21 protein-coding genes, 1 tRNA gene and 1 pseudogene are annotated in these 24,926 nt (G+C 34.1%); 4 read left to right on the top strand and 19 right to left on the bottom strand.

Annotation, left to right across the window (positions count from 1 at the left end):
- The first annotated feature begins 116 nt into the window (after positions 1-116).
- The 3 genes from HGJ18_RS12675 to HGJ18_RS12665 are packed head-to-tail and all read left to right on the top strand — an operon-like array spanning position 117 to position 3,112.
- Entirely contained in the window at positions 117-1,472 is a 1,356-nt protein-coding gene (locus HGJ18_RS12675; protein ID WP_253696968.1) for a glycine--tRNA ligase, read from the top strand.
- Between the two features lie 12 nt (positions 1,473-1,484).
- Entirely contained in the window at positions 1,485-2,486 is a 1,002-nt protein-coding gene (locus HGJ18_RS12670; protein ID WP_253696967.1) for a CDP-alcohol phosphatidyltransferase family protein, read from the top strand.
- 56 nt (positions 2,487-2,542) lie between these two features.
- Complete coding sequence (locus HGJ18_RS12665; protein ID WP_002666906.1) at positions 2,543-3,112, top strand: hypothetical protein; 570 nt, start codon at positions 2,543-2,545, stop codon at positions 3,110-3,112.
- A gap of 31 nt (positions 3,113-3,143) precedes the next feature.
- On the opposite strand, the gene HGJ18_RS12660 is transcribed toward HGJ18_RS12665, so the two are convergent.
- From HGJ18_RS12660 to HGJ18_RS12650, 3 genes are read right to left on the bottom strand one after another with little or no spacing between them, the layout of a single operon-like run.
- A complete protein-coding gene (locus HGJ18_RS12660) occupies positions 3,144-4,040 on the bottom strand; it encodes a GNAT family N-acetyltransferase (protein ID WP_253696965.1) in 897 nt (298 codons plus the stop codon).
- The gene (locus HGJ18_RS12655) at positions 4,040-5,713 is read right to left on the bottom strand and encodes a glycoside hydrolase family 3 protein (protein ID WP_253696964.1); all 1,674 of its coding nucleotides are present in this window, start codon (positions 5,711-5,713) and stop codon (positions 4,040-4,042) included. The genes HGJ18_RS12660 and HGJ18_RS12655 overlap by 1 nt, the downstream gene beginning before the upstream one ends.
- An 8-nt stretch (positions 5,714-5,721) precedes the next feature.
- Complete coding sequence (locus HGJ18_RS12650) at positions 5,722-6,180, bottom strand: hypothetical protein (protein ID WP_253696962.1); 459 nt, start codon at positions 6,178-6,180, stop codon at positions 5,722-5,724.
- Between the two features lie 83 nt (positions 6,181-6,263).
- Between HGJ18_RS12650 and HGJ18_RS12645 the strand changes: the two genes are divergently transcribed.
- Positions 6,264-6,335: transfer RNA gene (locus HGJ18_RS12645), tRNA-Cys, on the top strand.
- A gap of 97 nt (positions 6,336-6,432) precedes the next feature.
- On the opposite strand, the gene HGJ18_RS12640 is transcribed toward HGJ18_RS12645, so the two are convergent.
- The 16 genes and pseudogenes from HGJ18_RS12640 to HGJ18_RS12565 all read right to left on the bottom strand — a co-directional run bounded on the left by HGJ18_RS12640 (position 6,433) and on the right by HGJ18_RS12565 (position 24,724).
- Positions 6,433-7,623: a TraB/GumN family protein gene (locus HGJ18_RS12640; RefSeq protein WP_253696957.1), complete on the bottom strand. Its 1,191-nt coding sequence runs from the start codon at positions 7,621-7,623 to the stop codon at positions 6,433-6,435.
- The gene (locus HGJ18_RS12635; protein ID WP_253696955.1) at positions 7,610-8,593 is read right to left on the bottom strand and encodes a DHH family phosphoesterase; all 984 of its coding nucleotides are present in this window, start codon (positions 8,591-8,593) and stop codon (positions 7,610-7,612) included. The genes HGJ18_RS12640 and HGJ18_RS12635 overlap by 14 nt, the downstream gene beginning before the upstream one ends.
- 69 nt (positions 8,594-8,662) lie before the next feature.
- Positions 8,663-10,537 carry an ABC transporter ATP-binding protein gene (locus HGJ18_RS12630; RefSeq protein WP_253696953.1) on the bottom strand — a complete coding sequence of 625 codons (1,875 nt, stop codon included), beginning with the start codon at positions 10,535-10,537 and terminating at the stop codon, positions 8,663-8,665.
- A gap of 13 nt (positions 10,538-10,550) precedes the next feature.
- The gene (locus tag HGJ18_RS12625; RefSeq protein WP_253696951.1) at positions 10,551-12,329 is read right to left on the bottom strand and encodes an ABC transporter ATP-binding protein; all 1,779 of its coding nucleotides are present in this window, start codon (positions 12,327-12,329) and stop codon (positions 10,551-10,553) included.
- A 62-nt stretch (positions 12,330-12,391) separates the two neighbouring features.
- Positions 12,392-14,230, bottom strand: a complete 1,839-nt coding sequence (locus tag HGJ18_RS12620) for an ABC transporter ATP-binding protein (RefSeq protein ID WP_253696950.1) — start codon at positions 14,228-14,230, stop codon at positions 12,392-12,394.
- A gap of 1 nt (position 14,231) precedes the next feature.
- On the bottom strand, positions 14,232-16,034 hold the full coding sequence (locus HGJ18_RS12615) for an ABC transporter ATP-binding protein (RefSeq protein WP_253696948.1): 1,803 nt from the start codon (positions 16,032-16,034) through the stop codon (positions 14,232-14,234).
- A gap of 253 nt (positions 16,035-16,287) precedes the next feature.
- Positions 16,288-17,028 (bottom strand): histidine kinase AtcS, encoded by a 741-nt coding sequence (gene atcS / locus HGJ18_RS12610; RefSeq protein WP_253696946.1) that lies wholly within the window; start codon positions 17,026-17,028, stop codon positions 16,288-16,290.
- On the bottom strand, positions 17,028-17,747 hold the full coding sequence (gene atcR / locus HGJ18_RS12605; RefSeq protein WP_253696944.1) for a response regulator transcription factor AtcR: 720 nt from the start codon (positions 17,745-17,747) through the stop codon (positions 17,028-17,030). The genes atcS and atcR overlap by 1 nt, the downstream gene beginning before the upstream one ends.
- Positions 17,748-17,763: 16 nt before the next feature.
- Positions 17,764-18,501, bottom strand: coding sequence for a hypothetical protein (locus tag HGJ18_RS12600; RefSeq protein WP_253696943.1), 738 nt, complete (start codon positions 18,499-18,501; stop codon positions 17,764-17,766).
- Between the two features lie 129 nt (positions 18,502-18,630).
- Positions 18,631-19,071 (bottom strand): GNAT family N-acetyltransferase, encoded by a 441-nt coding sequence (locus HGJ18_RS12595; protein WP_253696936.1) that lies wholly within the window; start codon positions 19,069-19,071, stop codon positions 18,631-18,633.
- Positions 19,072-19,111: 40 nt separating this feature from the next.
- The gene (locus HGJ18_RS12590) at positions 19,112-19,276 is read right to left on the bottom strand and encodes a hypothetical protein (RefSeq protein ID WP_253696935.1); all 165 of its coding nucleotides are present in this window, start codon (positions 19,274-19,276) and stop codon (positions 19,112-19,114) included.
- 20 nt (positions 19,277-19,296) lie between these two features.
- The gene (locus tag HGJ18_RS12585; RefSeq protein ID WP_253696933.1) at positions 19,297-20,649 is read right to left on the bottom strand and encodes an McrC family protein; all 1,353 of its coding nucleotides are present in this window, start codon (positions 20,647-20,649) and stop codon (positions 19,297-19,299) included.
- Positions 20,650-20,654: 5 nt separating this feature from the next.
- On the bottom strand, positions 20,655-23,000 hold the full coding sequence (locus tag HGJ18_RS12580; RefSeq protein WP_253696932.1) for an McrB family protein: 2,346 nt from the start codon (positions 22,998-23,000) through the stop codon (positions 20,655-20,657).
- 125 nt (positions 23,001-23,125) lie between these two features.
- On the bottom strand, positions 23,126-23,776 hold the full coding sequence (locus HGJ18_RS12575; RefSeq protein ID WP_253696930.1) for a hypothetical protein: 651 nt from the start codon (positions 23,774-23,776) through the stop codon (positions 23,126-23,128).
- A 284-nt stretch (positions 23,777-24,060) separates the two neighbouring features.
- Positions 24,061-24,479 (bottom strand): annotated as a pseudogene (locus tag HGJ18_RS12570) (putative toxin-antitoxin system toxin component, PIN family).
- Positions 24,476-24,724, bottom strand: coding sequence for an AbrB/MazE/SpoVT family DNA-binding domain-containing protein (locus tag HGJ18_RS12565; protein WP_002666876.1), 249 nt, complete (start codon positions 24,722-24,724; stop codon positions 24,476-24,478). Before HGJ18_RS12565 ends, HGJ18_RS12570 begins: the two are co-directional and overlap by 4 nt.
- Between the last annotated feature and the right edge of the window lie 202 nt (positions 24,725-24,926).

Below are 24,926 nucleotides of genomic sequence, written 5' to 3'. Positions count from 1 at the left end.
CTTACAATTTATAAAGTAATGCGTACCGTTTTAATCGGTACTTTTAATCGGTACTTGTATAAAGATAAAAAAAAGACTATAATTCACACTTATAATTGCAATAAGGGAGATAAATTATGGAAGATCATAAAATTTCAATGGAAAAAATTGTAAGTCTTTGTAAAAGAAGAGGTTTTGTTTTTCAATCATCCGAAATTTACGGAGGACAGAACGGTGCATGGGATTACGGCCCCTTAGGTATAGAGTTAAAAAACAATGTTTCCCGTGCTTGGTGGAAAGAAATGACCCAGCTTCATGATAATATAGTAGGACTTGACGCCGCAATTTTGATGCATCCCCGCACATGGGAGGCTTCAGGTCATGTTGAAAATTTTACCGATCCTCTTGTAGACTGCAAAAAATGTAAATCCCGCTTTAGAGCAGACCATTTACCTCCTGAAAACCTTGAAAAAAAAGTTTGCCCCGATTGCGGCGGCGAGCTTACGGATACTCGTAAATTCAACCTTATGTTTAAAACTCACATCGGGCCCACAGACGATAATTCAAGCGTTATCTATCTCCGTCCCGAAACTGCCCAAGGTATTTATGTAAACTATAAAAATATTATTCAATCAAACAGGATGAAGATTCCCTTCGGTATCGCTCAAATCGGAAAGGCTTTTAGAAACGAAATTGTTACAAAAAACTTTATCTTTAGAACCTGCGAATTTGAACAGATGGAGATGCAGTTTTTTGTAAAACCCGGAACTGATGACGAGTGGTTTGACTATTGGAAAAAACAGCGCTGGGCATTCTATGAAAAATACGGGGTAAGAACAAATAAGCTCCAGTGGCATCAGCACGGTAAGGACGAACTTGCTCATTATGCAAAAGATGCTTATGATATCGAATACGAATTCCCGATGGGCTTTAAGGAGCTTGAAGGCGTGCATAACCGAACTAACTATGACCTTACACGTCATACCGAGTATTCAGGCAAGGATATGCAATACATCGATCAAGATAACGGAAACGAAAAATATATTCCGTACATAATTGAAACTTCGGCAGGCTTGACGCGAAATGTTCTTATGTTTATTTGTGATGCCTATGATGAAGAAAAGGTTGCCGATAAGGGAAATGATGATGATTGGAGAACCGTATTACACTTCCATCCTAATATTGCTCCTATAACCGTTGCCGTTCTTCCCTTGATGAAAAAAGACGGACTTGCAGAATTGGCCGAAGAAATTAGAAATGAGCTTAAAGAAGAATTTAAAACCGATTATGACCAGTCAGGAGCTATCGGAAAAAGATACCGACGCCAAGATGAGGTCGGAACTCCTTTTTGCGTAACTGTAGATTATGATTCAAAAGAAGATAATACGGTTACTGTGCGCTTTAGAGATTCTATGGAGCAAGTTAGAATTACCAGAACGGAATTAATTTCACGAATAAAAACCGAAATTAAAAACTATAAAAGGGTAAAGTAAAAAGAATCGCAAATGGAAAATTACTCCTACAGTGCAGAGGATAGATCATTACTTAGCCCTCTGGTTTACAGGTATTTTGTGTTTCCTCTTATAAAAATTTTACCTGAATCAATTCCGGCAAATCTAATAACTATCTTTTCCAATAGCTTTGTTGTGCTTTCATTTATTATCGCTTATCTAAATTATCTTCATAATACTTATAGGTTTTTGTGGTTGATTCCTATTTTTTGCTGGATTTATATTGTAGGAGACTGTTCGGATGGAGTACAGGCAAGACGTACAAAAACCGGCTCCCCGCTTGGCGAATACTTTGATCATTTTTTGGATAGCTTTGTTACAGGCTTCCTTACCGGTACCCTAATGCTTTGTTTTAGAGTTACAAATCCGGTTTTGCTTTTTTGTGTATATCAATTTTTATATTTGGGACAGATAGGAACATTTTGGGGACGGTTTAAAGACGGAGTGATGCAGTTTTCAACTTTTAGTACGAGTGAAGGAACGATGGTCATTGCAATTATGGCTGCCCTTGCTTCTTTTTCTTTTATGAGAGAGAGCAGTTTAAAAAATATTTTTTTTACGTTTAGTATTCCATACATAATTATGTTTATGGGTTTTGGAGCAGCTTGGCTTACAGGTCTTATAGCTATTTTTAAGACAAAAAAAATAAGCATCCGCTTAGTTTTACATCTTTTCTTTTCTGCCCTCATAGGCGCCGTTTTAGTTTGGAAAGTACAGGCACCGATATTTGTGCAAACACTAATTATTACATTTTATAATGTTCTGTTCATTCAGTCGATTTTATCGGCTACAGCAGAAAAAGTAAAAGAATCCTTACCGGACTTTTTGGTACCTATCAGCTGTATTCTATATTTTGTAGTGTTTGACTATTCTAGGATTATTCAAGTTATACAAATTGTTTATCTTTTGGTTAGAATAATCATAAGGTTTCTTATTTTCTTTAAGAAGTATAAACATTGTTGGTATTGGAAAAATCCTATTCCTTTAAAAAAGTAATTAAAAAATGCTTTTAAGGTATTGACAAAATCTTGATAAAATAGCAAGGTATAGCCATGGTTGATCCGATATTTAGTGATGAATTTTTGATGTCTCCCGAAATAAAAGATATAGCAGTTCTTGAAATTCCTAAATTTATAGATGCTGCCGATAATGAAATTGCTGCGTCGGCTTTAAAAATATCAAAGGCCTTCGGCCGAGGCGCTTCTTTTGAAATTTATACGGATAAAACCAATGTAGATGCCGAAAAAAACTTGATAGAAAGTTTTAGGAAAAACATTCAGCTTCTTGTACAAAAAACTTGGGTTGAAAAAGATGATGAAGAATGTAAAGAAGATACCTTGTACAGGATAAATTGTTTATGTGAAAAACTGATAAGCTCGGAGCATTCTGCCGCATACAAGGAATCGTTTGAAGATTGCTTTGCAATTTTGCACGATGTTGTTACCCTTCTTTTTGGAGATTTGGTAAAAACCGATTCTTTTGTGGAGTATGCCTTCCGCATTGATCCCGACTTCGGATTTTTTTGGTATTATGTTACTCGTCTTTCAAAGGTTGAAATTATATCCGAAGAAAAGGCCAGATATGCTTCCTTGCTTGCAATGTTCTTTTTAGCAAATTTTTAAAATAAACTCTTTTAAAAATTAGATGACAAATCTAAAAATATGAAATTCTAAAATCACATGATTCGGTAAATCCTATTTTTTTATACATTTGCCTTGCTGCCGGATTTTTAATTTTTACAAAAAGAGCACACTTTTTGTTATATTGGAAACAGTCATTTGTCAGCATCATCATGTTTGCAGCTCCCACACCCTTATTTCTATATTCAGGAATTGTAAATACTCCGCCTATTTGATTCCATCTAAAACCGGATGCGTTTATTCCGGCCTTTGCAATATACTTACCGTCTTTTTTTACTGCATATAGGGCATGGTTGTTTATTCTTTTTTTTAATAGCTTTAGACATGATTCGTGAGAGGCTTTTACTCCGGGAGCCAAGACTTCCGATTCATTGTATTCTATTTCCATAGGACAGAGAAGTTCCGCATCTTCAATCTGCGGTTTTATAAATTCCAATTTGGTATTCAGATTATCGGAAGCTCTTGTGCAAAAAAAGTTCGGTGTTAAAGGTTTTGTTTTGAGCGTAAGCAGTTTGTAGTTTTCAAACCGGCTCGGCACAAGAGACAGGCTTTCATTTATTAATTGTTCCAAATAAATGGATGTGTTTTTTTCTCCCATTACGGAAAGAGGTTCTGTGTGCCTTAAAAAATTATTTTTTATATATTTTGCAATATCGTGAGTAATTTCTTTGGTAAAACAATGGAGTAAAACGCCGTGGGCTGCCAAAAACAAAACACCTATAAATTCTTTATCGCGTGAAAAAAAAATGTCAGCCTTTATAAATGTAAAAAGCTCTTGTCCCGTATCAAAAAATCTTTTTTGTTTTTTTAGGCATTCGGCAAGGTTTATGCATAGGTACTCGTAAGGAAGAATGTTATCTATAAAGAGATCTATATTTTTATTTGTAAGGTGAATAACCGAGCATTTCATTACTCTATTCCTGAAATAGGAAGTTTTCCGTTAGGGATAAAGTCTCCGCAAAGAGCTCCGAATGCAGCAGTAAAGGATGCCGGCGAATAACTGTAAATGGCTATTGCCGTTTGGACTTTAGGGACCTTTACCAAAAATGCAGGAGATAAAACCGAGATAACTATGTATTTTTTCTTGGGATAGGAGTACATTATTTTTTGCAAAACCCCTAAAGAATATTTATCGGAAAGGCAAAAGATAATTGTATCAAAGTTCCGTGCGTGGTAATAGGCTGAGTCTACTTCAATTATTTTTGCCTTGGGGAAACGCTTTAAACCATATTTAAAAAAATCTTTATAGGCAGATACAAGAAGTATATCCTCATTTTCTTCAGGCTTAAAAGGGATATCGGCAGCACGCACTATTGTAGTGGCACGGCCGGCCAAACTCAAAAAGAATTTTTGGCCTTCCTTATCGGGAATTCTTTCATCCAGTTTTTCTATATCGGGCAGAATGGGAACATAGTTATCGCTTTTAAAATACTTCAATTTTTCAAGTAAAATTCTAAAGGCTGCATCCTTTACCCTTTCTTTAAATTGAGGTTCCTCCTTCATTGCCCTGATATTATCCTTCCAAAAAGCTTGATAGTGCCGAGGCGTTGTAGAAGACTCAATTATATCGTTTCCGGCTTCTAAGGCCATTTTAACAGCCTTTGCAATACCTCCTGCAAAATTCATTGCCCCGTGCATCATCATGTCGTCGGTTATTATAAGTCCTTTAAAACCCATTTCTCCGCGCAGTATATCCGTTAAAAGATATTTGGAAAATGTTGCAGGTTCTCCATTGGGTAAGATTGATGAAAAGTTTAAGTGTCCTGTCATAATTGCAGGTACGCCGGCATCTATCAGATATTTAAAAGGAATCAGTTCCCTGTTGCGGAAAGTTTCTTCGGATATGTCGATTTTAGGCAGACGGCCGTGACTGTCGATGCTGGTATCTCCGTGTCCCGGAAAATGTTTTGCCGTTGTAAGAACGCCTGCATCCCTGCTTCCTCGTACAAAGGCGGCGCCTAATATTCCTGCAGCATTAGGGGAATCTCCGAAAGAGCGCGGGCCTATTATTGACGAGTCATGGTCCGTTAAAAGGTCGACTGTCGGTGCAAAGTTTAAGTTTATGCCTAGCGCCCTTATTTCTCTTGAAATATAATAGCCGGAATAGTAAGAATCTTGAGGTATGCCCGATGCTCCTATTGCAAGATTTCCGGGAGTTTCAGAGGTCAGTCCCTTTACATGCCGAACCCAGCCTCCTTCTTGATCAGTTGCAACAAAAAGCGGGATACCGAATCTTCCTTCGAGAGATTTTTTTTGTAAAATGGAAATGGATTTTGCAAGTTTGAGGGAATCGCCGGTATTCCAGCCGAAAACTTTGATACTGCCCAATCCGGAGTCTTGAATCCATGACAAAAGTAAGTCACCGGGATCTTGGCCTGCCCAGCCGAACATAAAGGTTTGAGCCAAAAGTTCCTCATCGGTCATGTTTTCGACTATTTCGGCTGCCAGTTCTTCGTTCGGTACATTATCGTAAAAGTTGGGTAATCGTTTTACGAAAGAAGCGGAGTTCAAATCGACCGCCAATAAAAAAATACATAAAAAAAATAGTATGCTCTTTTTTGCAAGTGAGAATTCGGTTTTCATAAGTTTATTTATTCCAGCCAGTAAACCTTATCGGGAGCTCTTTCTGTAAGGAAAAAATTTTCATATCGCTTTGATGATTCTACACGAATATCATCAGGAAAATATGTTGAATGTAAAAACCAGACAACATCCAACAGGTCCCCAAAAGAATCGGAGCATGAATACCTGTAATAAAGCTCTATATCGTCGTCTTCCAATATTTTTCTTCTTTCAGGATCTATTTTTGTATCGGGGTCTATAGCTTCCCTGATATTGCTTCTTAAACCGCCGTACCATGCATGGGTTACCGATAAAAGATTGAGATGTTTTTCTTTATCCATTTTATAAAGTTCATAAACACCCGACATTGCAGGAACGGCACGATTAATCTTGTACTTATCGGCCTTTGTAAGAGGCGACCATGTAAGAATATAATGAGGCTGATTTTTAAATATTTTCTTTATTATAACAGGTTCCATTTCAAACATATCTGATATTATACTATTTTTTTATTAAAATTGCTATAAGCCCTTGCCAAAGTTTGTATTTTTTGGTATACTGGGCAAAGTTCGGCGCCGTACCCAAGTGGTAAGGGACAGGTCTGCAAAACCTTCATTCATCAGTTCGATTCTGATCGGCGCCTTTTTCCATTTTTTAGTTTTTTTTTCATAATGGGAACCTCCTCAAAGAGGTTCCCCTCCTTTTTTATAGCCCTTACAGAAGTTTTTTGTCGGGCTTTTTTATTTAATCAGATTAGCAATAAGAGCCGGAACCGTCATAAATGTTCCTATCGAGCTTCCGAGAGAAGAAAGAATAAAAACAAGAAGAACCTTTGTTATTCTGTTTTTATACCAGCCTGAAAAGCTTCCTGCATCATGTGTAAGGTTTTCCATGTCTTTTACTTGCGGCTTTTTTGCCCAAGCTTGTACAAGGCCTGAAATCATTCCTATACCCAAAAACGGGTTTATCGTTGTAAAAGGTGCTCCTAAAAATGAAGCTAGGATGGCCAGAGGATGCCCCATGGCGATAACGGCTCCTATCGCTGCGAGTCCTCCGTTCCAAAGAACAAAGGATAAAAGCATTTGGCCGGTTTTTATACCGCCTCCCTTAAAAAAGCCTAGAACAATCAAGCCTATTATAACTATGGGAAATATCCAAGCGGCAATTTTGCTTACTGTGCTTTTCGGCGGAATTACTTCAATGTCGGATACATCCGTTGTTTTTGTACCTGCTTCCAGTTCTTTTATAAAGCGTTCCGTTCCGGGAAGGTGGCCTGCACCCAAGACAGCCACAATTTTTTTGCCGCTGCTTTCCCAAATTTTTGATGCAAGATAGCGGTCCCGCTCGTCTATTAAAACGCCTTTTATGTTCGGAAGATACTCGGCCATTTCCTGCATCATGTTGTCCATTGCGCTTTGATTTTTTAATTTTTCAATTTCATCTTCATCAAGTTTTTCATTTGAAAATGCTGCACTTAAAAGGGTCGCTAAAAGCTTTGACCTTCCCCAGCCGCGGTTTTTTGCCCAAGCTCGTTTTAAGGTCGTATGAATCGGGCGGTCGACCATTTCGGTTTTTATGTTTAGTTCTTGAGAAACTTCAATTGCGGCCTTCATCTCATCGCCGGGTTTTACGCCGAGGTCGCTTCCAAGTTTTTTTTGAAAAGAGGCTAGAACCAGATTTGCAAGGAGTAAAAAGCCTTTCCCCTCCCTTAATACTTGGGAAATATTTATTTGCTGCCAAGCATCTTTTGAGGTTAAGGACTTATACCTTACTTCATCCAATTCTACACATACACAATCGGGGTTTTCTTCCCTAATTGTAGATTCAACATCATTGATACTTTCTTTAGAAACATGGGCTGTTCCTAAAAGAATAATTTCGCGGTCTTTTAAAAAAATGCGCTTTAAAGTTTTTTCGTTATTTTCGTCCACAGTTATTTCCTTGTTCAGAATTAGCTAACTTAATGATAGAGTTTAAAAATGCGGTTTTACCGCAGTATCTTTCTGCATCTATTGCTCCTCCGGCCATGTGTGCATGACCGCCTCCCGAACCCATGTCTTTTACTGCTTCTTGAATTAGCCAGCCTGCATCAAGGTTTTTATCACGGCTTCGTGCGGAGAGTTTATATTCAGGGCCGTCTGTTTCCAGTACAATAACAAAAGAAATATCTTTTATCCAGATTAAAAAATCGGCTACAACCGACAAAATAGCTCTTGAGTAGTCTTCACTTAATTCTACAATTAAAAAATTATCTATGCGTAAATAGTCGGTAAAAGCCCTTCCTATTTCTTCTAGGTCGCAGATGTTTATTGTCGTTTTAATCATTTGATATGTTTTTTGCACATCCGATTTAAAATAGAGCTCATAATAAGCGTCCAGATCAAGTTTGCTTACACTTCTGGATAAAAAAGCCGTATCCAGCTGTATACCCGCAATCATTGCTGTCGCGGTCATTCCGTCATATTCTTTTCCGGATTCTTTCCAATAAGACCAAATAATGGAAGAACAGGCTCCGGTACCTACTCTTATATCCGTATAAGCTGCCGTAGACTTCATTCTTTCAGGATGATGGTCTATTACAGCTTTTAAGATACCGCCTACATATTTTACGGTTCCCTTAAAAGGAGAGCCGTCTACAATTACAACTTGGTATTTTTTTAGATCATCGATTTCATCAAGTTTTAAAAGCGGGTGGTCTAAATATTCTGCAAATTCTATTAAAGACAGACTTTGAATATGACCGCCGTAAGCAATCTCTACTTTGTAGCCGTAAGTTTCTAAAAGTTTTAAAAGAGCATAAGCTGCACCCAGGGCATCATGATCGGGAAAATCATGAGTTTGTACAAGTACCGGTTGGTCTTTACTTAAAACCGAGCAAAGTGTAGATAATTTTTCTTCCATAATTAATCCTAAAGTAAACTAAGGAATAATATAACATAAAAAAAAGTGTTTTTCAATCGGCCGGTATTTTTATCTTAAAAGCTTTTCAATTTCCTCTTCCTTATAATATTGAGCTTGGGCATTCCAGAGCTCGTGGTATTTACCCTCTTTGTTTTGAAGAAGAGCATCGTGGGAGCCGTGCTGTACTAACTTGCCCTCATCAAAGACGGCAATCTCATCGCAGAATTTACATGAAGAAAGCCGGTGCGAAATGTAAACGGCTGTTTTGTTTCCTATAATTGTATCAAACTTTGAATAAATTTCAAATTCGGAAATAGGGTCAAGGGCGGCGGTCGGCTCATCGAGTATTATAAAAGGAGAGTCCTTGTAAATAGCCCTTGCCATAGCAATCTTTTGAGCTTCACCGCCCGATATTTCGATTCCGCCCTTTTCAAAATCATTGTAGAGGTATGTTTCGATGCCCTTAGGCATTTTTTTAAGCGAATCGGAAAAGCCTGAAAGGTTTAAGGCTTCTTCTACTTTTGCTTTATCGTAGTCTGTTGAAGAGGCTACATTTTGGGCAATATTTAAAGCAAAAAGGTTAAAATCTTGGAAGACAACCGAAAAAATATCCAGATATTCATCGTAATCGAATTTTTTAATATCGATACCGTTAAGTAAAATCTCTCCCTCACTCGGATCATAGAGGCGGGTTAATAATTTTACCAGAGTTGTTTTACCGCTGCCGTTCATGCCGACTATGGCAAGCTTTTTTCCTATCTTGAATTTTAAGTTGACGTTTTTTAATGCATATTTTTCGCTTTGAGGATATTTAAAACTTACATTTTTAAATTCAAAATCGTATTCGTTGTCATCCCGTTTTTCGATAGGAAGACTTCCCTTGTATTTTGTTTCTTTTAAGTTGATATAGCCTAAACAAAGATCGAAGAAATCACAGTTTGCTGCAACTTGATTATAAGCTCTTGTAAGACCTGCAACCGCAAAAACAAATTGAGTAACGGCTCCCGAATATTGAATTATATCTCCTATCTGAATGGCTCCGTAATAGGCCTTTATTCCCACAAAGATATAGATTAAACCTAAACTGAACATGTTAAAAAAGATTTGAGCAAGCTGTGGAAAAAGGCTGAATCTTAAAAATGCGTTTACTATTTTTATTTGAAAATCTTTTGAACTGGTAAAATATTCGTTATATAGTTTTTTGTTGTACAGCCGGATATCTTTTCCTATTTTGTATTCCGGAGCAAGACTTACGGCATAACTGTAAGGTCTCATTTCTTCAAAGAGATTGTTTTTCATAAATGTATCTCTTTTTTCCAAAGCTCTTTTATTTATTCTTATACTTAAAATGGATATCAAAATAATAAAGAAAGTAAAAATACTGTTTTGAATCCATAAAGGTATTCCTAAAATCGGAGCATAAGATGTATACATTGGAATTGAAAGAATTAAGCCGATGATAAACAACACAATATTTTGGCTAAGATTATGAATATTCATAAGCTGTGAAAATAAGCCGAAGCCTCCGTTATAATCCATATTATACATTTTTTCCATTTCGATTTGGAGTTCGGCATCTTCGATAAATTCATAATCCATTGTGGTATTCTTTTTTGCTATTTCCATATTTCGAAGCTGCGTTAAATTTTCCATTCTAAAATAGGAATTGTGCCCTATAAATTTTTCGCATAAAAATAATAATAAATTTATTGCAATGCTTATCCCTGCAAGCAAAAATAAGTGCTCTTTAGGTAAACCTTGTGAGAGAGCGTTTATAATCTTTTTAAGCATGTAGATATTCACAAAGGGACGCAAGCCTGTTACGATACCTATCAATGCATAATTAAAGCAAAGCCCCTTATCCAAAGTATTTAAAAACTTAATCGACTTAAAAAATGTAGAAATAATTTCTTTTGTTGTATGACCCTTTTTTTCCAATAACATCGTATTCTCCCTATTATTTTCCCGTATAATATGTTGACTGTATATTAAACATTTCGGCATACTTGCCGCCCTTAGCCATAAGGCTTTCATGGGTTCCCTCTTCGATAATCTTTCCGTCTTCTATTAAAATAATCCTATCACAAAATCTTGTAGAAGCCAGTCTGTGCGAAATAAAGATTGAAGTTTTGTTTTGAGTCATTTTATTGTAATGCTCGTATATTTCACTTTCGGCTATCGGGTCTAGGGCTGCAGTAGGCTCATCCAAAATAAGGATTGGGGCATCTCTATATAAAACTCTTGCAAGCATTAACCGCTGGTTTTGTCCTCCCGATAAATCGACGGCTTCTTTTCTTGTGCTTTTTACCAAATAAGTATTTTCTTTTTGAGGAAGTTCTAAAATAGTTTTTTCAAAGCCGGAATCTTTTACGGCTTTTTGAAACTTCGTTTCGTCATGTGAATCGGAAGACGCACATATGATATTCTTAATTGTTTCAGGAGGTATAAATGTTTCTTGAAAAACCGCTCCAAAAATCGGAAGGAGTTCATCTTGGGAATAGTCCTTTGTGTTTTTCCCTCCTATAAAAACATCTCCTTGAGTCGGGAAAAATAAATTCATAATCAAATTGATGAGGGTTGTTTTTCCTGCACCGTTTACTCCGACTATGGCAATTTTTTCGTTTTGTTTAATATTCAAGTTAATATCTTTTAAAATAAGCTTATCCGATTCGGGATATTTATAAGAAACATTTTTTAATTCTATATTAAAAGAAACCGGCAGCGGGGCGCCCTTGCTTTTACGGTTATCATTACATGTGTCAAAAAAATTGCGAAGATAATCCAGTTTTAAACTGCCTGTACGCAATTCGGTTATTTGAGTAGAAAGGGAAATAAGCCAATCCGAAAAACTTGTAATAATAGGGAACAAGAAGACAAATTGAGCTATTCCGATTTTTCCTGTAAATATTTGAGTAATAAGATAAAAATAGGCAAGACCGTCTCTGACAAATACAAAAAGGCCTGCGATTAAGTCCCCTAAAAAACGCTTGCCGCTTAATTTACGCTCCCATCTTCTTCTTTCGTTGTTGTAGGTTTGATAGCTTTTAAAAAACCAATCGGACATTTTATATAGTCTTATATCTTTTGCATATTTATAATTGATACTCTTATAAGCAATGTAGTGCAGCTTACGGTTTACTCCCTTATTTTGTTCGGTTATCTTTTCATCATAATTTGTTAGAAAAATTCCATAAAAATAATTTGTCAAAAATGAAATAAAGATGATTAAAATTAAAATCGGCTGTATAGTGATGATTAATGGGGCAAATGCAATTATACCTAAAAGACTTGTTAAAAAATTTGCGGTTATATTTGCAGACTGTCCTGTAATAGCTATATCTCCGGCAATTGCTCCTATTGAAAGGTCGAAGCTTTGAGCAAAGGAAACTGCTGCCATTTTTTCATAATCAACCTTTATTGCGTGTTTACTTAGCTCTTTTGAAAATCTTCCTCTTTGCCTTTGTCCCTTCATTTCGAGCAGCCATTTTACGGTTTGTTCTAAAAGCACTGTAACGGCAAGAGCCATTGCTATTAAAAGAATTTTTAGCAGATAGGATTGAAGCTCCGTTTTATTTTGTAAACCCTCGATTACAGCCCTCGGTAAAAAAGCTTGCAGGTAAGGCATAAGTATTGCAATCGGTACACAGGCAAATATAAGTAAAAATAATAGCTTGTCGGTTTCGGCTATGTTTTTTAATAGATAGCCCCAATTCCGTAAAACACCTCGTTTTTTCATTTTAATTTCCTCCGAATATTTTATATATCTAAAAATCCTTATGAGCTTTTAAAAGATGTTATTTATTTTAAAAGCTTTTCAATTTCCTCTTCCTTATAATATTGAGCTTGGGCATTCCAGAGCTCATGGTATTTACCCTCTTTGTTTTGAAGAAGAGCATCATGGGAGCCGTGCTGTACCAACTTGCCCTCATCAAAGACGGCAATTTCATTACAGAATTTACATGAAGAAAGCCGGTGCGAAATGTAAACGGCTGTTTTGTTTCCGATTATGTTATCGAATTTTGAGTAGATTTCAAATTCGGAAATAGGATCGAGAGCTGCGGTCGGCTCATCTAGTATTATAAAAGGTGAATCCTTGTAAATAGCCCTTGCCATCGCAATCTTTTGAGCTTCACCGCCCGATATTTCGATTCCGCCTTCTTCATAGTCTTGATAGAGATAGGTTTTTAAACCTTGCGGCATTTTTTGTAAAGCCTTTTCAAAGCCGGCTTTGGTTAAGGCTTCTTCCGCTCTTTTTTCATCATATTCCATCGAAGCTGAAATATTTTGTCCCAGCATAAAAGAGAAAAGTTTAAAATCCTGAAAGACTACCGAAAATATATCCAGATACTCGTTATAATCATACTTTTGGATATTGATACCGTTTAATAAAATTTCGCCATCCGTCGGATCATAAAAGCGGGTGAGGAGTTTTATCAAAGTAGTTTTTCCGCTGCCGTTCATGCCCACTATGGCAAGCCTTTGTCCTATTTTAAATTTTAAGTTCACATTTTGTAGAACATATTTTGAAGTTTTAGGATATTTAAAACCGACATTTTTAAATTCAAACTCATACTCGTTATCATCCCGTTTTTCAATCGGAAGAGAGCCTTCGTATTTTCCGTTCGATAAATTAAGATAATCGAAGATGGTCTTAAAATAATCTTTATTGGCATAAAGACTTGAAATCGACATGATGATAAGAGTTACGGCATCGGCCGTTAATACTGCAATGCCCGTATACTGAACAATATCTCCCAACTCGATAAGACCGTAATAGGCTTTGAATCCTGCATAAAAGTATACAAGCAAAGAAGAAAAAATTGTCATCAGTCCCGTTTGAACATTGCACTTAAATAAATTATGAGACATCCGGTTATAAAAATTTTTCACATTATTATTGGAATTTTTTAACACACTTGTAAGTAAATTGTAATTATAAAGACGGACATCCTTTCCCGATTTATAATCATCGTTAATATTCATATATGCACGAAATAGTCTGTTTAAAAATACGACATCCTTATCAAACATTGCTTGCATTTTGGTATTAAATTTTTGAGAAGCCAGAATTGAAATAAGGCTAAACGAAAAAAATAAAAGAATAAAAATTGTATTCCATAGCCAGTTGGCTATAGGAATAAGCTCCGATTGCATCGTAAAAAGATTTATGGAAAAAATTATTGCAAAAATAAAAGTCAATACCGAGTTTATTATTGCACCGAAATGTCTGCCTACATGGTAGATACCGTAATTTCCAAAGTTGTCATATTCTCTCATCTTTGTAAGACCCAACTGAAGATCAGTGTCTTCCAAAAATTCGTAATCGAGTTTCATAGTTTTTTTATTTATTTCCATATCCCTTTTATACAGTATGATACGGAATCTGTTAGTTTGAGTCTCTTCTGAAAATCTTTTTATCAAGATTAAAACAAAATTACTTATAAGAGCTATAAGACAGAGAAATAATATTTCTTCTTTTGTTTTACCCTTTATAAAAGCATTGATGATGAGTTTTACCAAATAAAGGTTTATAAAAATATCGGCTGTACTTACAATTTGTTCTAAAATTAATGATGTAAATAAAACCTTATCCGTTTTATAAGAAAATTTAATAATATCTTTTATACCTGTTTTCATTTTATTTCCCTCCCTTGTGTTTATTGTCTTGATAGTATGAACTTTGTATATCGAACATTTTTTTATATTCTCCGTTTTGTTTTATCAACTCCGAATGACTTCCTTCTTCTATTATTTTACCGTTTTCGATTAAGATAATCCTATCACAAAAACGGGTTGATGCTAGTCTATGCGAAATAAATATAGAAGTTTTATCTTTTGTCATATTATTATACTCGGAATAAATTTGACTTTCCGCTATAGGATCAAGAGCAGCTGTAGGTTCATCTAAAATAGAAATAGGTCCGTTTTTATATAGAGCTCTTGCAAGCATAAGACGCTGTTCTTGTCCGCCTGAAAGGTCTATCGCATTAGGCCAAACTCCTTTTACAAGATAGGTGTTTTCCTTTTCGTTTAAGTTCTCAATAATTTTTTGTAAGCCTGATTGTTTTAGGGCAGAATCAAAGTCATCTTGGTTAAATTTTTTATTTCCTGCGGTAACCAGATTTTTAATAGTATCGGGTAAAACATACATATCTTGAAAAACAGTTGAAAATAAAGAATAGTATTCATCAATATTGTATTCGTTTATATTTTTTCCGTTTAATAAAACTTCGCCTTCAGTGGGTTGAAGAAGATTCATTATCAAACAGGTTAGGGTAGTTTTTCCGGCTCCATTTACTCCGACTATTGCAAGTTTTTCTTTATCTTCTATGCGTAAATTTAAATCTTTAAAAATATATCTCTCAGATTCGCCATATTTAAAAGAAACATTTTTTAACTCTATATCGAATTTTTTAGGAAGAGGGATGCCTTTACCTTTGGTTAATCCGTCATCAATCTCGCAAAAATCGCGGTAATAGTCTATGTTTAAACTTTCTCTTTTTAAGAGAGTAATCTGCGAAATAATTCCCAATAACCAGCCTGAAAATGTTTTTATAATAGAAAATAAAAAGATAAATTCTCCTATGCCGATTTCTTTGTTTAAAACCATTCCGGTTAAATAAATATAGGCAAGGCCGTCTCTTAAAAATATAAAGAGAGCCAATATAGTGGCACCGATAAAATTTACGGTTTTTATTTTTCCGTAACATTTGTTTATTATTTTTAAAGAACTCTTATATGCTTGCACTATCCAAGTTTCTATCTTGTAGAGTTTTATATCTTTAGCAAATTTATAATCACAGGCCCTTTGCGTAAGATACCTCATCTTATGATGTTCTTTTTTTAAGACTTCATTTATTTCTTTATTCTTTTTTATCTCATATTTTCCGTAAAAATAACTTACTGTTCCCGATATAAAAATTAATCCGATAAGAATGGGATTAATAGAAGCAATAAGGCTTCCGAAAAAGAAGATGCCGACAATACTTACAATAAGGCTGCTTATTTTCTTTGGGAATTGCTGACTTATTGAGTAATCATTATCTATCATATCTCTTGCTTTTTCCAAATTTAAAATTCCTTCTTGTGAAGCAATATTTTTATATGACATTGTCCACATTTTTTTGTAAAGCTCTGCCATAAGCTCTATTCTCCGGTAAGATCCGCGGCAATTAAACCTTGCATTGAGGAAGGTTTCAAGAGCTTTTAAGGCTGCTACAATAAAGGCTATAATTAAAAAATTTTGAATAAAGACGGAAATTCCTGCCTTATTTTGAATCGATTCTATTACCGCCCTCGGCAAGTAGGCACTTGCAAGAGGCGAAAAAACAAAGACAGGTATGTACAAAACCATTAGACTAAAAAGAATCTTATCGGTTTTAAGAATGTTTTTTAGCATATAAAGGCAGTTTTTTATAATCCCTCTTTCTTTTGACTCCATAAGAGTTGCCCTCCAATGAGCCTTATTATACAATAAAAACTAAGGTTTTGGGAGAGAATGGCATAGATGGTATTAGATTTGGCATAGACGGTTTTTTGAAAATATGCGGGCAATTACTGCGTCGTTACACAAAAGCGAATGCTCAACGTACAGTAAGTACGCCTCCGCTTCGCTTTTGTTAAACTCCTTGTACTTACCTCGCCTATTTTCAAAAGGACTTGCGAAGGGGCGGGCATATTCTGCGTCTATATTTTCAAAACTGCGGGTTGCTGCCCAAGAGAAGCGGAAACATGAGTTCGACGGCGAAGGCGCCTTCTTCGCTTTGGCGGTTTATAAAGGCAGAATATTTTTTTACTATAGCATCGATGCGGCCTGAGCCGAAGCCGTGATCTTTACCTTCTTTTGTTGTAAGAAATTTTCCTTGGGTCTTTTTGCGGAGGCCTTCGCAAGAATTTGTAAACGAGATATAGAGGTTGTCATTTAATTTTCTTATGTACACCCTTATAAATCTTTTCTCTTTTTCTTTTAGACTTAAAGCACCTTCAATGGCATTGTCAAAAAGGTTTCCTATTATTACGCAAAGTTCAAGGTCGCTTAAGGCTATGTTTTGAGGAATGGAGGCTTTTATGTTTAGTTTTATATCATGAGAAAGAGCGATAGCTGCCTTTGTATTTAAGATTGCATCGCTCATCAAGTTTCCGGTTTTGATTACACTGTCTACCTTAATCAAGTCATCGGTTAGATTGTTTAAATAGCTTTCAAGTTCATCATAGTTTTTAAATTCAAGATAAGCCTTCATAACTTGAATATGATTATGAAAGTCGTGCCGCCAGCCGCGCATTTTTTTATAGATGGAATCTACATCCTCGTAATATTTATTGATAAGGCCGTTTTCAAAATCATTAAAACGCTTATTGACGGCTCTTCTAATTAAAAAGTACAGAAGTATAAACAGCAGAAGGATTGAGCTTAAAACAAGTATAAAAATGAACATCAGATTTCTCCTTGGGTAAAAAAGCCGATAAAGAGGGTGTTGACATTTTTATATTCCCTGCGGCTTATCGGAATTAAAGTATTATCTGCAAGGACGGCCTTGTCTTTTTGAAGCTGCCTTATGTGCATCAGGTTTGCGATAAAGGCTCTATGAGTTTTTACAAATAGTTTGGAATTTAACTTTTCTTCCGCCTCCGATAAATTCATTCTTGTTATGTACTCGCTTTTTAAAGTTTTTATTTTTAAATTATGTGAAATAGATTCTATAAAAACAATTTCAGATTGCTTTAATGTTGTAAGGCGGCCTTCGCATGAAAATACAAAATTTTCTTCTTTAACTTTATCCTGTTTTTTTAAGGCTCGATCCAAGCAATCAAAAAGTTTTTCTTTTTTTACAGGCTTTAAAAGATAGTGCAAGGCTTCGACATCGTATCCTTCCTGCATATAGTCGGGTATACCTGTTATAAAGATGATAACGGCATCGCTTTTTGTTTTTCTTATTTTTTTGGCAAGCTCTATGCCGCTTATCCTAGACATCTGTATATCCAATAAGATGATATCTATATCGGAAAGCTCTTCAAATTCAAACCAAAACTGTTCGCCTGAAGAAAAAAGTTTAATTTCCGGCAAAAGACTATTTTTATTTGCCCATTCGTTTGCATAGTCTTTTATGAGTCTGGATTGAACTTCATTATCTTCGATGACGGCTATTCTAAGCATGGTTTTGCTAATCTTATCAATAGAAAGAAATATGTTTTTCCGGAGCTTCTTGTTTGGCTGACTTTAATTTAGTTTTTTTATTTAAATTAAGATCATACAAAAAGAATGTCAAAAGGCTTCCGTCATATTCGGTAAATAAGAGTTGGTTATTGTCTGTAATTCTAACTTTATATACCGAGTTTGAAATTTTAATTAAATTTTTACCGTCATAGTCGGAAATATATAAGGCTATATTATCTTCCGAATTTAGAGTCTTATCATCATTTGTGTCTTCATTTACAACAGCATAAATATTTTTATCGCAATAAATATCCTTTCCGATTCTTTCTTCAGCAAATCTATATTTATATATAAAAATATTTGAGTCAAATAATTTATACTCTTCATAACTTGTATCTTTTATAAAAATAAAGTTGGTTATTCCTTCGTTATGTGTTTTCCCTGAAAAACTTAAACTCGATTTAAAGGATGATGCAGATATATCGTCATACAATCCATCGGCTTTTATTTTTGAGCTTTTAAGATTAAAAATAAAAACATCTTTTAGCTTTTTGTTGAATTCAATATATTCCCGTATCTCCTCTTTTGTATCGTCTTCAACAATTGTTACTGCATTTGATACGGTATGGCTGCCGCTAAATGGGTTAAATATGTTTATCATAATAATAGCCCATGTAATAATTCCCAAAATTAAGAAAATAAAAATTAACACAAAATCAATTTTTTTGATTAATTCAAACGATATTTTTTTCATTTTTCCTCCAGAGCACGGCAGTGGTGCATCTACCGAACATCAAACTTGCCGGTATGATACATTAAAATATCAGGTTTTTCAAGTAATCGCATTGTATCTATGTTATTATCAGTTTGTATACTCCATCGGCTACGTATCTATGCGGCAGATGTCGGTCAGAGCTTTATTTCGATATATCAAATCGTCTCTCGAAGTAAACCCCATTTTTTCCCAAAAATCATTTCCGCTTTTATTTTTACCGAATACAACTAATGCAACTTTGACTATGCCGATTTTCTTTAAAGCTTTCAAGGCGGCGGACAAAAGCTGTGCACCTATTCCTTGCTTGCGGCATTCAGGGCTGACAGCCAAATGATATATGTATCCCCTGCGACCATCATTTCCGGTCAAGATGACTCCGGTAATTTTTTCTCCGCTTTCGGCGACAAAACATGTTTCGGGATTACGTATTAAAAATTTAGTAATTCCTTCTTTTGAATCGTCTATAGTATTAAGCCCCATCCCTGTACAAGACATCCACAGCGCATATACCGCGTCGTAGTCATTTGCAGTCATAATCCGTATGTTCACAGCTATACTCTCCTTAACTCTTTTCTCTACTTTTTCTCTCTTATATTCTCAACAAAACTTCTTCGTTAACTTTTGAGTTATCTAATTTAGGGTATATTTTTATTTCCAGCCCCATTCCAATACTATCAACATAATCAATAAGTGTCGATAACTTTATATCTCCCTCCGATTGTTTTTTTTCGGCTTTTACAATCTCTTTTACCATTTGTACGTAAATCGATTTTATCAGAATTCATCAGAATTTATCCATCTTCTTAATTTTGATTCCATTTTTTTTCTTATTTTTTCTGAAAACTCCGAAAAAGTGCTGCAATTTTGCGGAATATAAAAAGGACATAGGTAAAGCATCCCTCCCATCCCCTTTATTTCTCCTAACTCATTTAAAATTGTCTCATTTTCATTTTCAGATGGATATATGTAAGCTCCCTTCATAGTTTTTATAATATGCATATATGCTATAACTTGGGCTAAATCATCGGAAGGCGGATTCCTTTTATCAAAAGGTTTATATTTAGCATCCAGCACAAAATCATCTCTATAAAAATCAGGAATAAATCGGCCGATATTATTGGTTAAAACAGATATTCCCCCTACTCCTTTTCTATTTTCAGGATGTAAAAATCCGATTTGTTTTAATATTGTTGCAAGGTATTGTTCCCAAAGCCATGAAACGTCAAATAAAATTCCGTATACACGATTCTTCTGCCGTGCAAATTTTATTTTTTTATTTTGAAGAATTTGAATACATAATTTTTTTAGCGGAACATAATAGGTAAAATACGGATGGTTTTGTTTTTTTATAGCAACAGCTATTATTTTTTGTCTTTCACCTGAATTGTAAAGAGGCGTTGCCATTTTGATTGTTTTGACAGCATCACGAATTTCTTGAGAAGAAGTTAAAATACCGGCAATATCTTTTTTGGCTGAGATATATTCAATCGTGTGCCGTACAAGTTCTGTTGTTGTATTGTCATAAGAATATTCTCTTGTTTTGTATGTAATCTTTCCTTCAAAGGGAATATTTTTTTGAATATGACGGGAAATCTCAATGACACCCCTGATATTTTCATCATTTTTATGAAAAGTTTTATATTCTTTGTACATACCTTGAGAGAGAGCTTTTTGCAAAAGCCGTGGGAATATATAAATAAGTAAGTTTAATGCATTTTCTTGTGAAGATGAAAAATTGAGGTTTGTAATATTAAGGTTTAGTACTTTTTGAATCATGTAATGAAAAAAATAATCATCTTCGTTTTTTGCAAATCGTGAGGTTATGGAAATATCAGTATCATTTATGCCAATGAATCCCGCTATATTTTCCGTAGAAAAAATATAATCTTCTTCCTTGTCTGATTTTGTAAGGCTTCCGAGTTTTGACTCTTTTAGTAAGTCTGCAGAATCTTCCAACTTTGTCGGAAATAGCAAAAGGTTTTCCTCCGTTGAAAGTTCTGCAAGCGTTTTATTTGAAATTCTTTTTATATCACTTACGGCTGCCTTAAAATCAGTTTCTCCATATTCTTGATTAATGACTTGCAAGCGTTTGCCGCCGTTATTGTCTGTTGTTTTAAAAATAGCCATAAAAATTATTCAATATTTATCATATCAAAAGCATTCTTTAATAATTCAAGATTGCTTTCTTCATTTCCGCTTCCTTTTAAATATTCAACAAGAAGATCATGCAATGAATTTTCCCAAAGCTCATCAGAAGTTTCCATGTCATCATCCAATTGCTTAAAGTAAGCAGCTCCTATATGATATGCAGAATTAAGACCGTCAATTTTGCTTATTGCATTGTTAAGGCGCTCCATACGTGTTTTTGTGTTTTCTGAAAGCTCAAAATTTTCCGCACTTTGAGCTGCCGTAATTTCTTTAAAAGCAAACCTTCGTCTCATAGCAAAATCCATGCTTTCAACGCTGCGGTCAATATCGTTCATTGTACCGATGATGTAAACATTTTCGGGAACATAAAAACCGTCTTCAAAAATGTCGCCTGTTTCAACAAGATTCTGATACTGTGTTTTTACAAGTCCTTTTTTACCACGGTAACCGGGATCAACGGAAAAGAAAAGTTCTCCAAAAATTTTGCTGATTTCTCCACGATTGATTTCATCAATAATAAAAATAAAATCTTTTTGCTTTATAGGTTCAGAGATTTCCAAAATACTTGAAGAATTTTGATTTGTATAAATCCAATTTAATGCAGCCCAATATGCAGAAGAATGAGAGCCTCCTATCACATTTCTAAATTCTTTATCAATATTTTTTATATTATCCAAACTTTGTTTATCAACAAACACTTTTGACAGTTTTTCAAGACGATCGTAAGAAACAATGTATGTTGTTTCTTTCCCAGAAGCCTTTGTTTTAACAACGATATTATCATTATCTGTTACTTGTAAAATATCCAGAGGAATGTTTGTTCTTTGCTGTAACTCCTTTAAATCTCCATTACGTATCTTATCAAGCAATTCAAAAAATTTATCTTTGAAGGAAACTTCTTTCTGCATTTCATGAATAGATTTTTTACTATCTTGTAAATTCTTAACGGCTTTTTTACAGAAAGCCTTAAAGGCTCCATCCTTGCGTTCAAACATCATGTTAGTTTTATCGGTATTATTTACAGGTCTTAACCCTTCAACAAAATCCGTATAGTCATAACTTGGATGAAACTGAACAAATTCCGTTTCTGCATCCATGAGTTTAGCTATCTGCTTTGCAAGATAAGTTTTCCCGGTTCCGGGAGCACCGTGTAAAATTATATTGTGGTGCTTTTTAAGGAAATTAATATACTGTGTAATATATGCATTATTCATAAGATTTTCTCCTGTTGTATTCGAATTAACATGAAATATTGTGTCAATTGCTTTATCTCCAGTTACAGGGATTAAAGTACCAAACCATGTACCTGATTTCATTTTAGGACCTTTGCCTTTATAGTAATTATTCCCCGGCAATTTTTTTATTGATAATTTTCCTTCATCCGGTAATACACTTATAATTTCTGAAAGATAATGAATGGTTAAATCATTTGTGCCGCCATAACTATGAAATGCAAGATAATCACCGACCTTTACTTTTTTTATATTTTTCCAGGCTTGTTTTGCTCCTTTAGATTCATGTCCTTTATCCCAACCTATTTGCCAAAAATTCCCATTAATAAACTCATTTTTTTTATCTTTTTTATCCCATTTAATTCCACCGGACCAATATTTTCTTTCAGTATCTCCATCTAAATATGCTAAATATGAAAATTCAGGAAATGATTTAAAAGCAGATTCTATTTTTTGCATCTCAGCTCTGACTTTATCAAGGAGTATTTTATATGATTGAAAAGTAATCTCAGCCGGTATAAGAAAATTATTTTTTTTCAAAAACTCTTTATTTTTTGAATCTAAAGCAAGAAATGAATTGGGGGCAACCCAATATAATGCCATTGTAAGCATTGCTTCGCCCCATCCATTATGTTTAGCAGCTTCATCAAATGCAGAGTTTAGATTTATTTCGTCATTTTTTAATGTAGCTTCAAACATATTCCATAATACTTCTATATCTTTAGAAAAAGAAGGAGCATTTGAATTAATGAAAAATGAACGTTGATTATTTAAAGTCGGTATACTGTCGAAATCTGAAGGAATATTTGAAGTAATTTCAAAAGCAGTTTTGAAATATTCTATAATATCAAGGCGGTTCGATTTTTTGATGCCTCTATTAAAGATTCCAAAAATACTAAATGGGTCAATTTCTGGATTATCTGACCCATTACTATTTTCAGGTTTCCATTTTAAATAATTTATATAGTCAGGCTTTAGCTTATATACTATTTGAGTTAATTCCTTTCTCTTATCTTTGTATAAAAGTAATTTTTGTGCGAATTCTTCATAAAACGGAATCCAAGTAAAATGATTGTCTTTACTTTCATTTTTATACATTTTTTCTAACATCATCTCCTTTGTAGTTTTTATATAATTTTTTGCCGAATAGTTAAACCGTAATAATAAAATTTCCTTTCTTTATCTTCTATGCAACTGACAATATTTGCATCATCAGCATATCCTTATAATATTTTCTTATTATTTTCCATTTCAAGATTTTTACTTTCAAATAAATACTGAATAAAGGTATAGGTAATAACTAATATTGATATACAATAGTCAAAATTCATATATTTTTTGAGTACAAAAAGCTGAAAAAAAGTGATTAAAACAATATAGATTTGCAAATTTTTTCGTAATTTTGATAACTCATTAGTATAAACCAAATGATAAGAAAACCAAGCTATTGTAAGAAAAGCATATATAGTGATTATAATATTTACTGTATTATCTATAAAGATTTTAGTATAATCAATTGAAGGGAAAAACTTAATTGTTTCTGACAAAATAAGCCATACGAACAAGCCGATAAAAAATATAAAATAGAAGTATGACTTATGCGATATTATAGTTAATGATTTTCCTATTTTAATATTAGCAATCGGTATTAATATAACCAGAAAGATAAAACTCAAACTAAAAGCATAAAAACTTAGTAATTTTAAAAAATTTATTTTTTCACTCAATTTAAATAAAACAACAGCCACACATATCAGGCTTAAAAACATTACTCCTGCAACAGTTAAAAACGGAGTTACTTGTTTTTTGAGAAAAAGAACGTATTTATTAAAAAAATCAAATAGTATCTTAAAATAACTTAAAGTAGTTTTCATATTTTACCTTTCCTTCGTTTTTTATCAGCAGTGAAATCTGACAATCATATTCCAACTAATCAATTTCATCGTATTCCAGTTCCTTTGCCGCCGCCTCTTATACACATTAGGGCTATCCATATTCTACCTCAAAAACTTATTTCTTTCAACCAACAAAAAACCGTTCAAAATTTATATGTACACATATGGCATTAGTTTATAAGTTTTCTATCTCGGATAATTTTACAAAATATACAATTATCCATTTTAATTTTATCCTCCGGTTTTTAAAATTATTTTCACCCCTAAATATATCCATACTTTTCAGCAATCAATTCGAAATATTTTGATGGTGTAAAAATTAACGGTTTATCAATTTTTACATCTTCAAAATCCTTGTCTCCCGTAATCAAAATATCTGAATCAGATAAAATTGCGGATACAAGAACCGGCAAATCTTTTATATCACGAACTTTTGGATATTTATTTTCATCAATTGTATCGGGACTCTTAAATTCTTCAAAAGTAATTCCATCAAAGAAAATACCCAATAACTCTTTTTTAAATGGAAATTTATTTTCAAAAACTTTTTTGCATTCTTCCTTTGTATATGAAGAAATTATTACCGTATGATTTTCAAGCAAATGAGAAAAACTTTAGCAACCTTACCATCAGGGAAAAGTATCGCAGAAATCACAATGTTTGAATCTATGAAAATCTTCAACTCTTTTTCCTTAGCTCTTTAATATAAGCAATAACGTCATCTTCTGTTTGAAAGCCGGCTTTTTCTGCTTCTCCTTGCATTTGAGTCTGAATATTTGCTAAAGTTATTTGAGAAGCATTTGTAATATAAACTTTTCCTCTGCTTTCTTCAAAAAAAACTTTATCGCCGGTTTTTAATCCGAGCATATTTCTTATCGCAAGCGGAATTGTAATCTGACCCTTAGATGTTAGTTTTGCAAGCTCCATAAAACACCTCCTTACTTTCCTTACTTATACTATTATATAATAATTAATTACTTTCTGTCAATAATTTGTATTAAATCTTTTTATCCTACTTTATTTGAAAAATTTATTCTTATGAAGTCTTCGATTTCTTTTTCTTTTAGAATTGAACATTTAACTTCGGTACGGAAATTCCGAGGGCCGAAGTTAAATGTATTGTTTCGGT

The organism is Treponema denticola (assembly GCF_024181405.1).
GTDB lineage: Bacteria > Spirochaetota > Spirochaetia > Treponematales > Treponemataceae > Treponema_B > Treponema_B denticola_D.
This window is presented reverse-complemented; position numbering and strand designations above follow the sequence as displayed.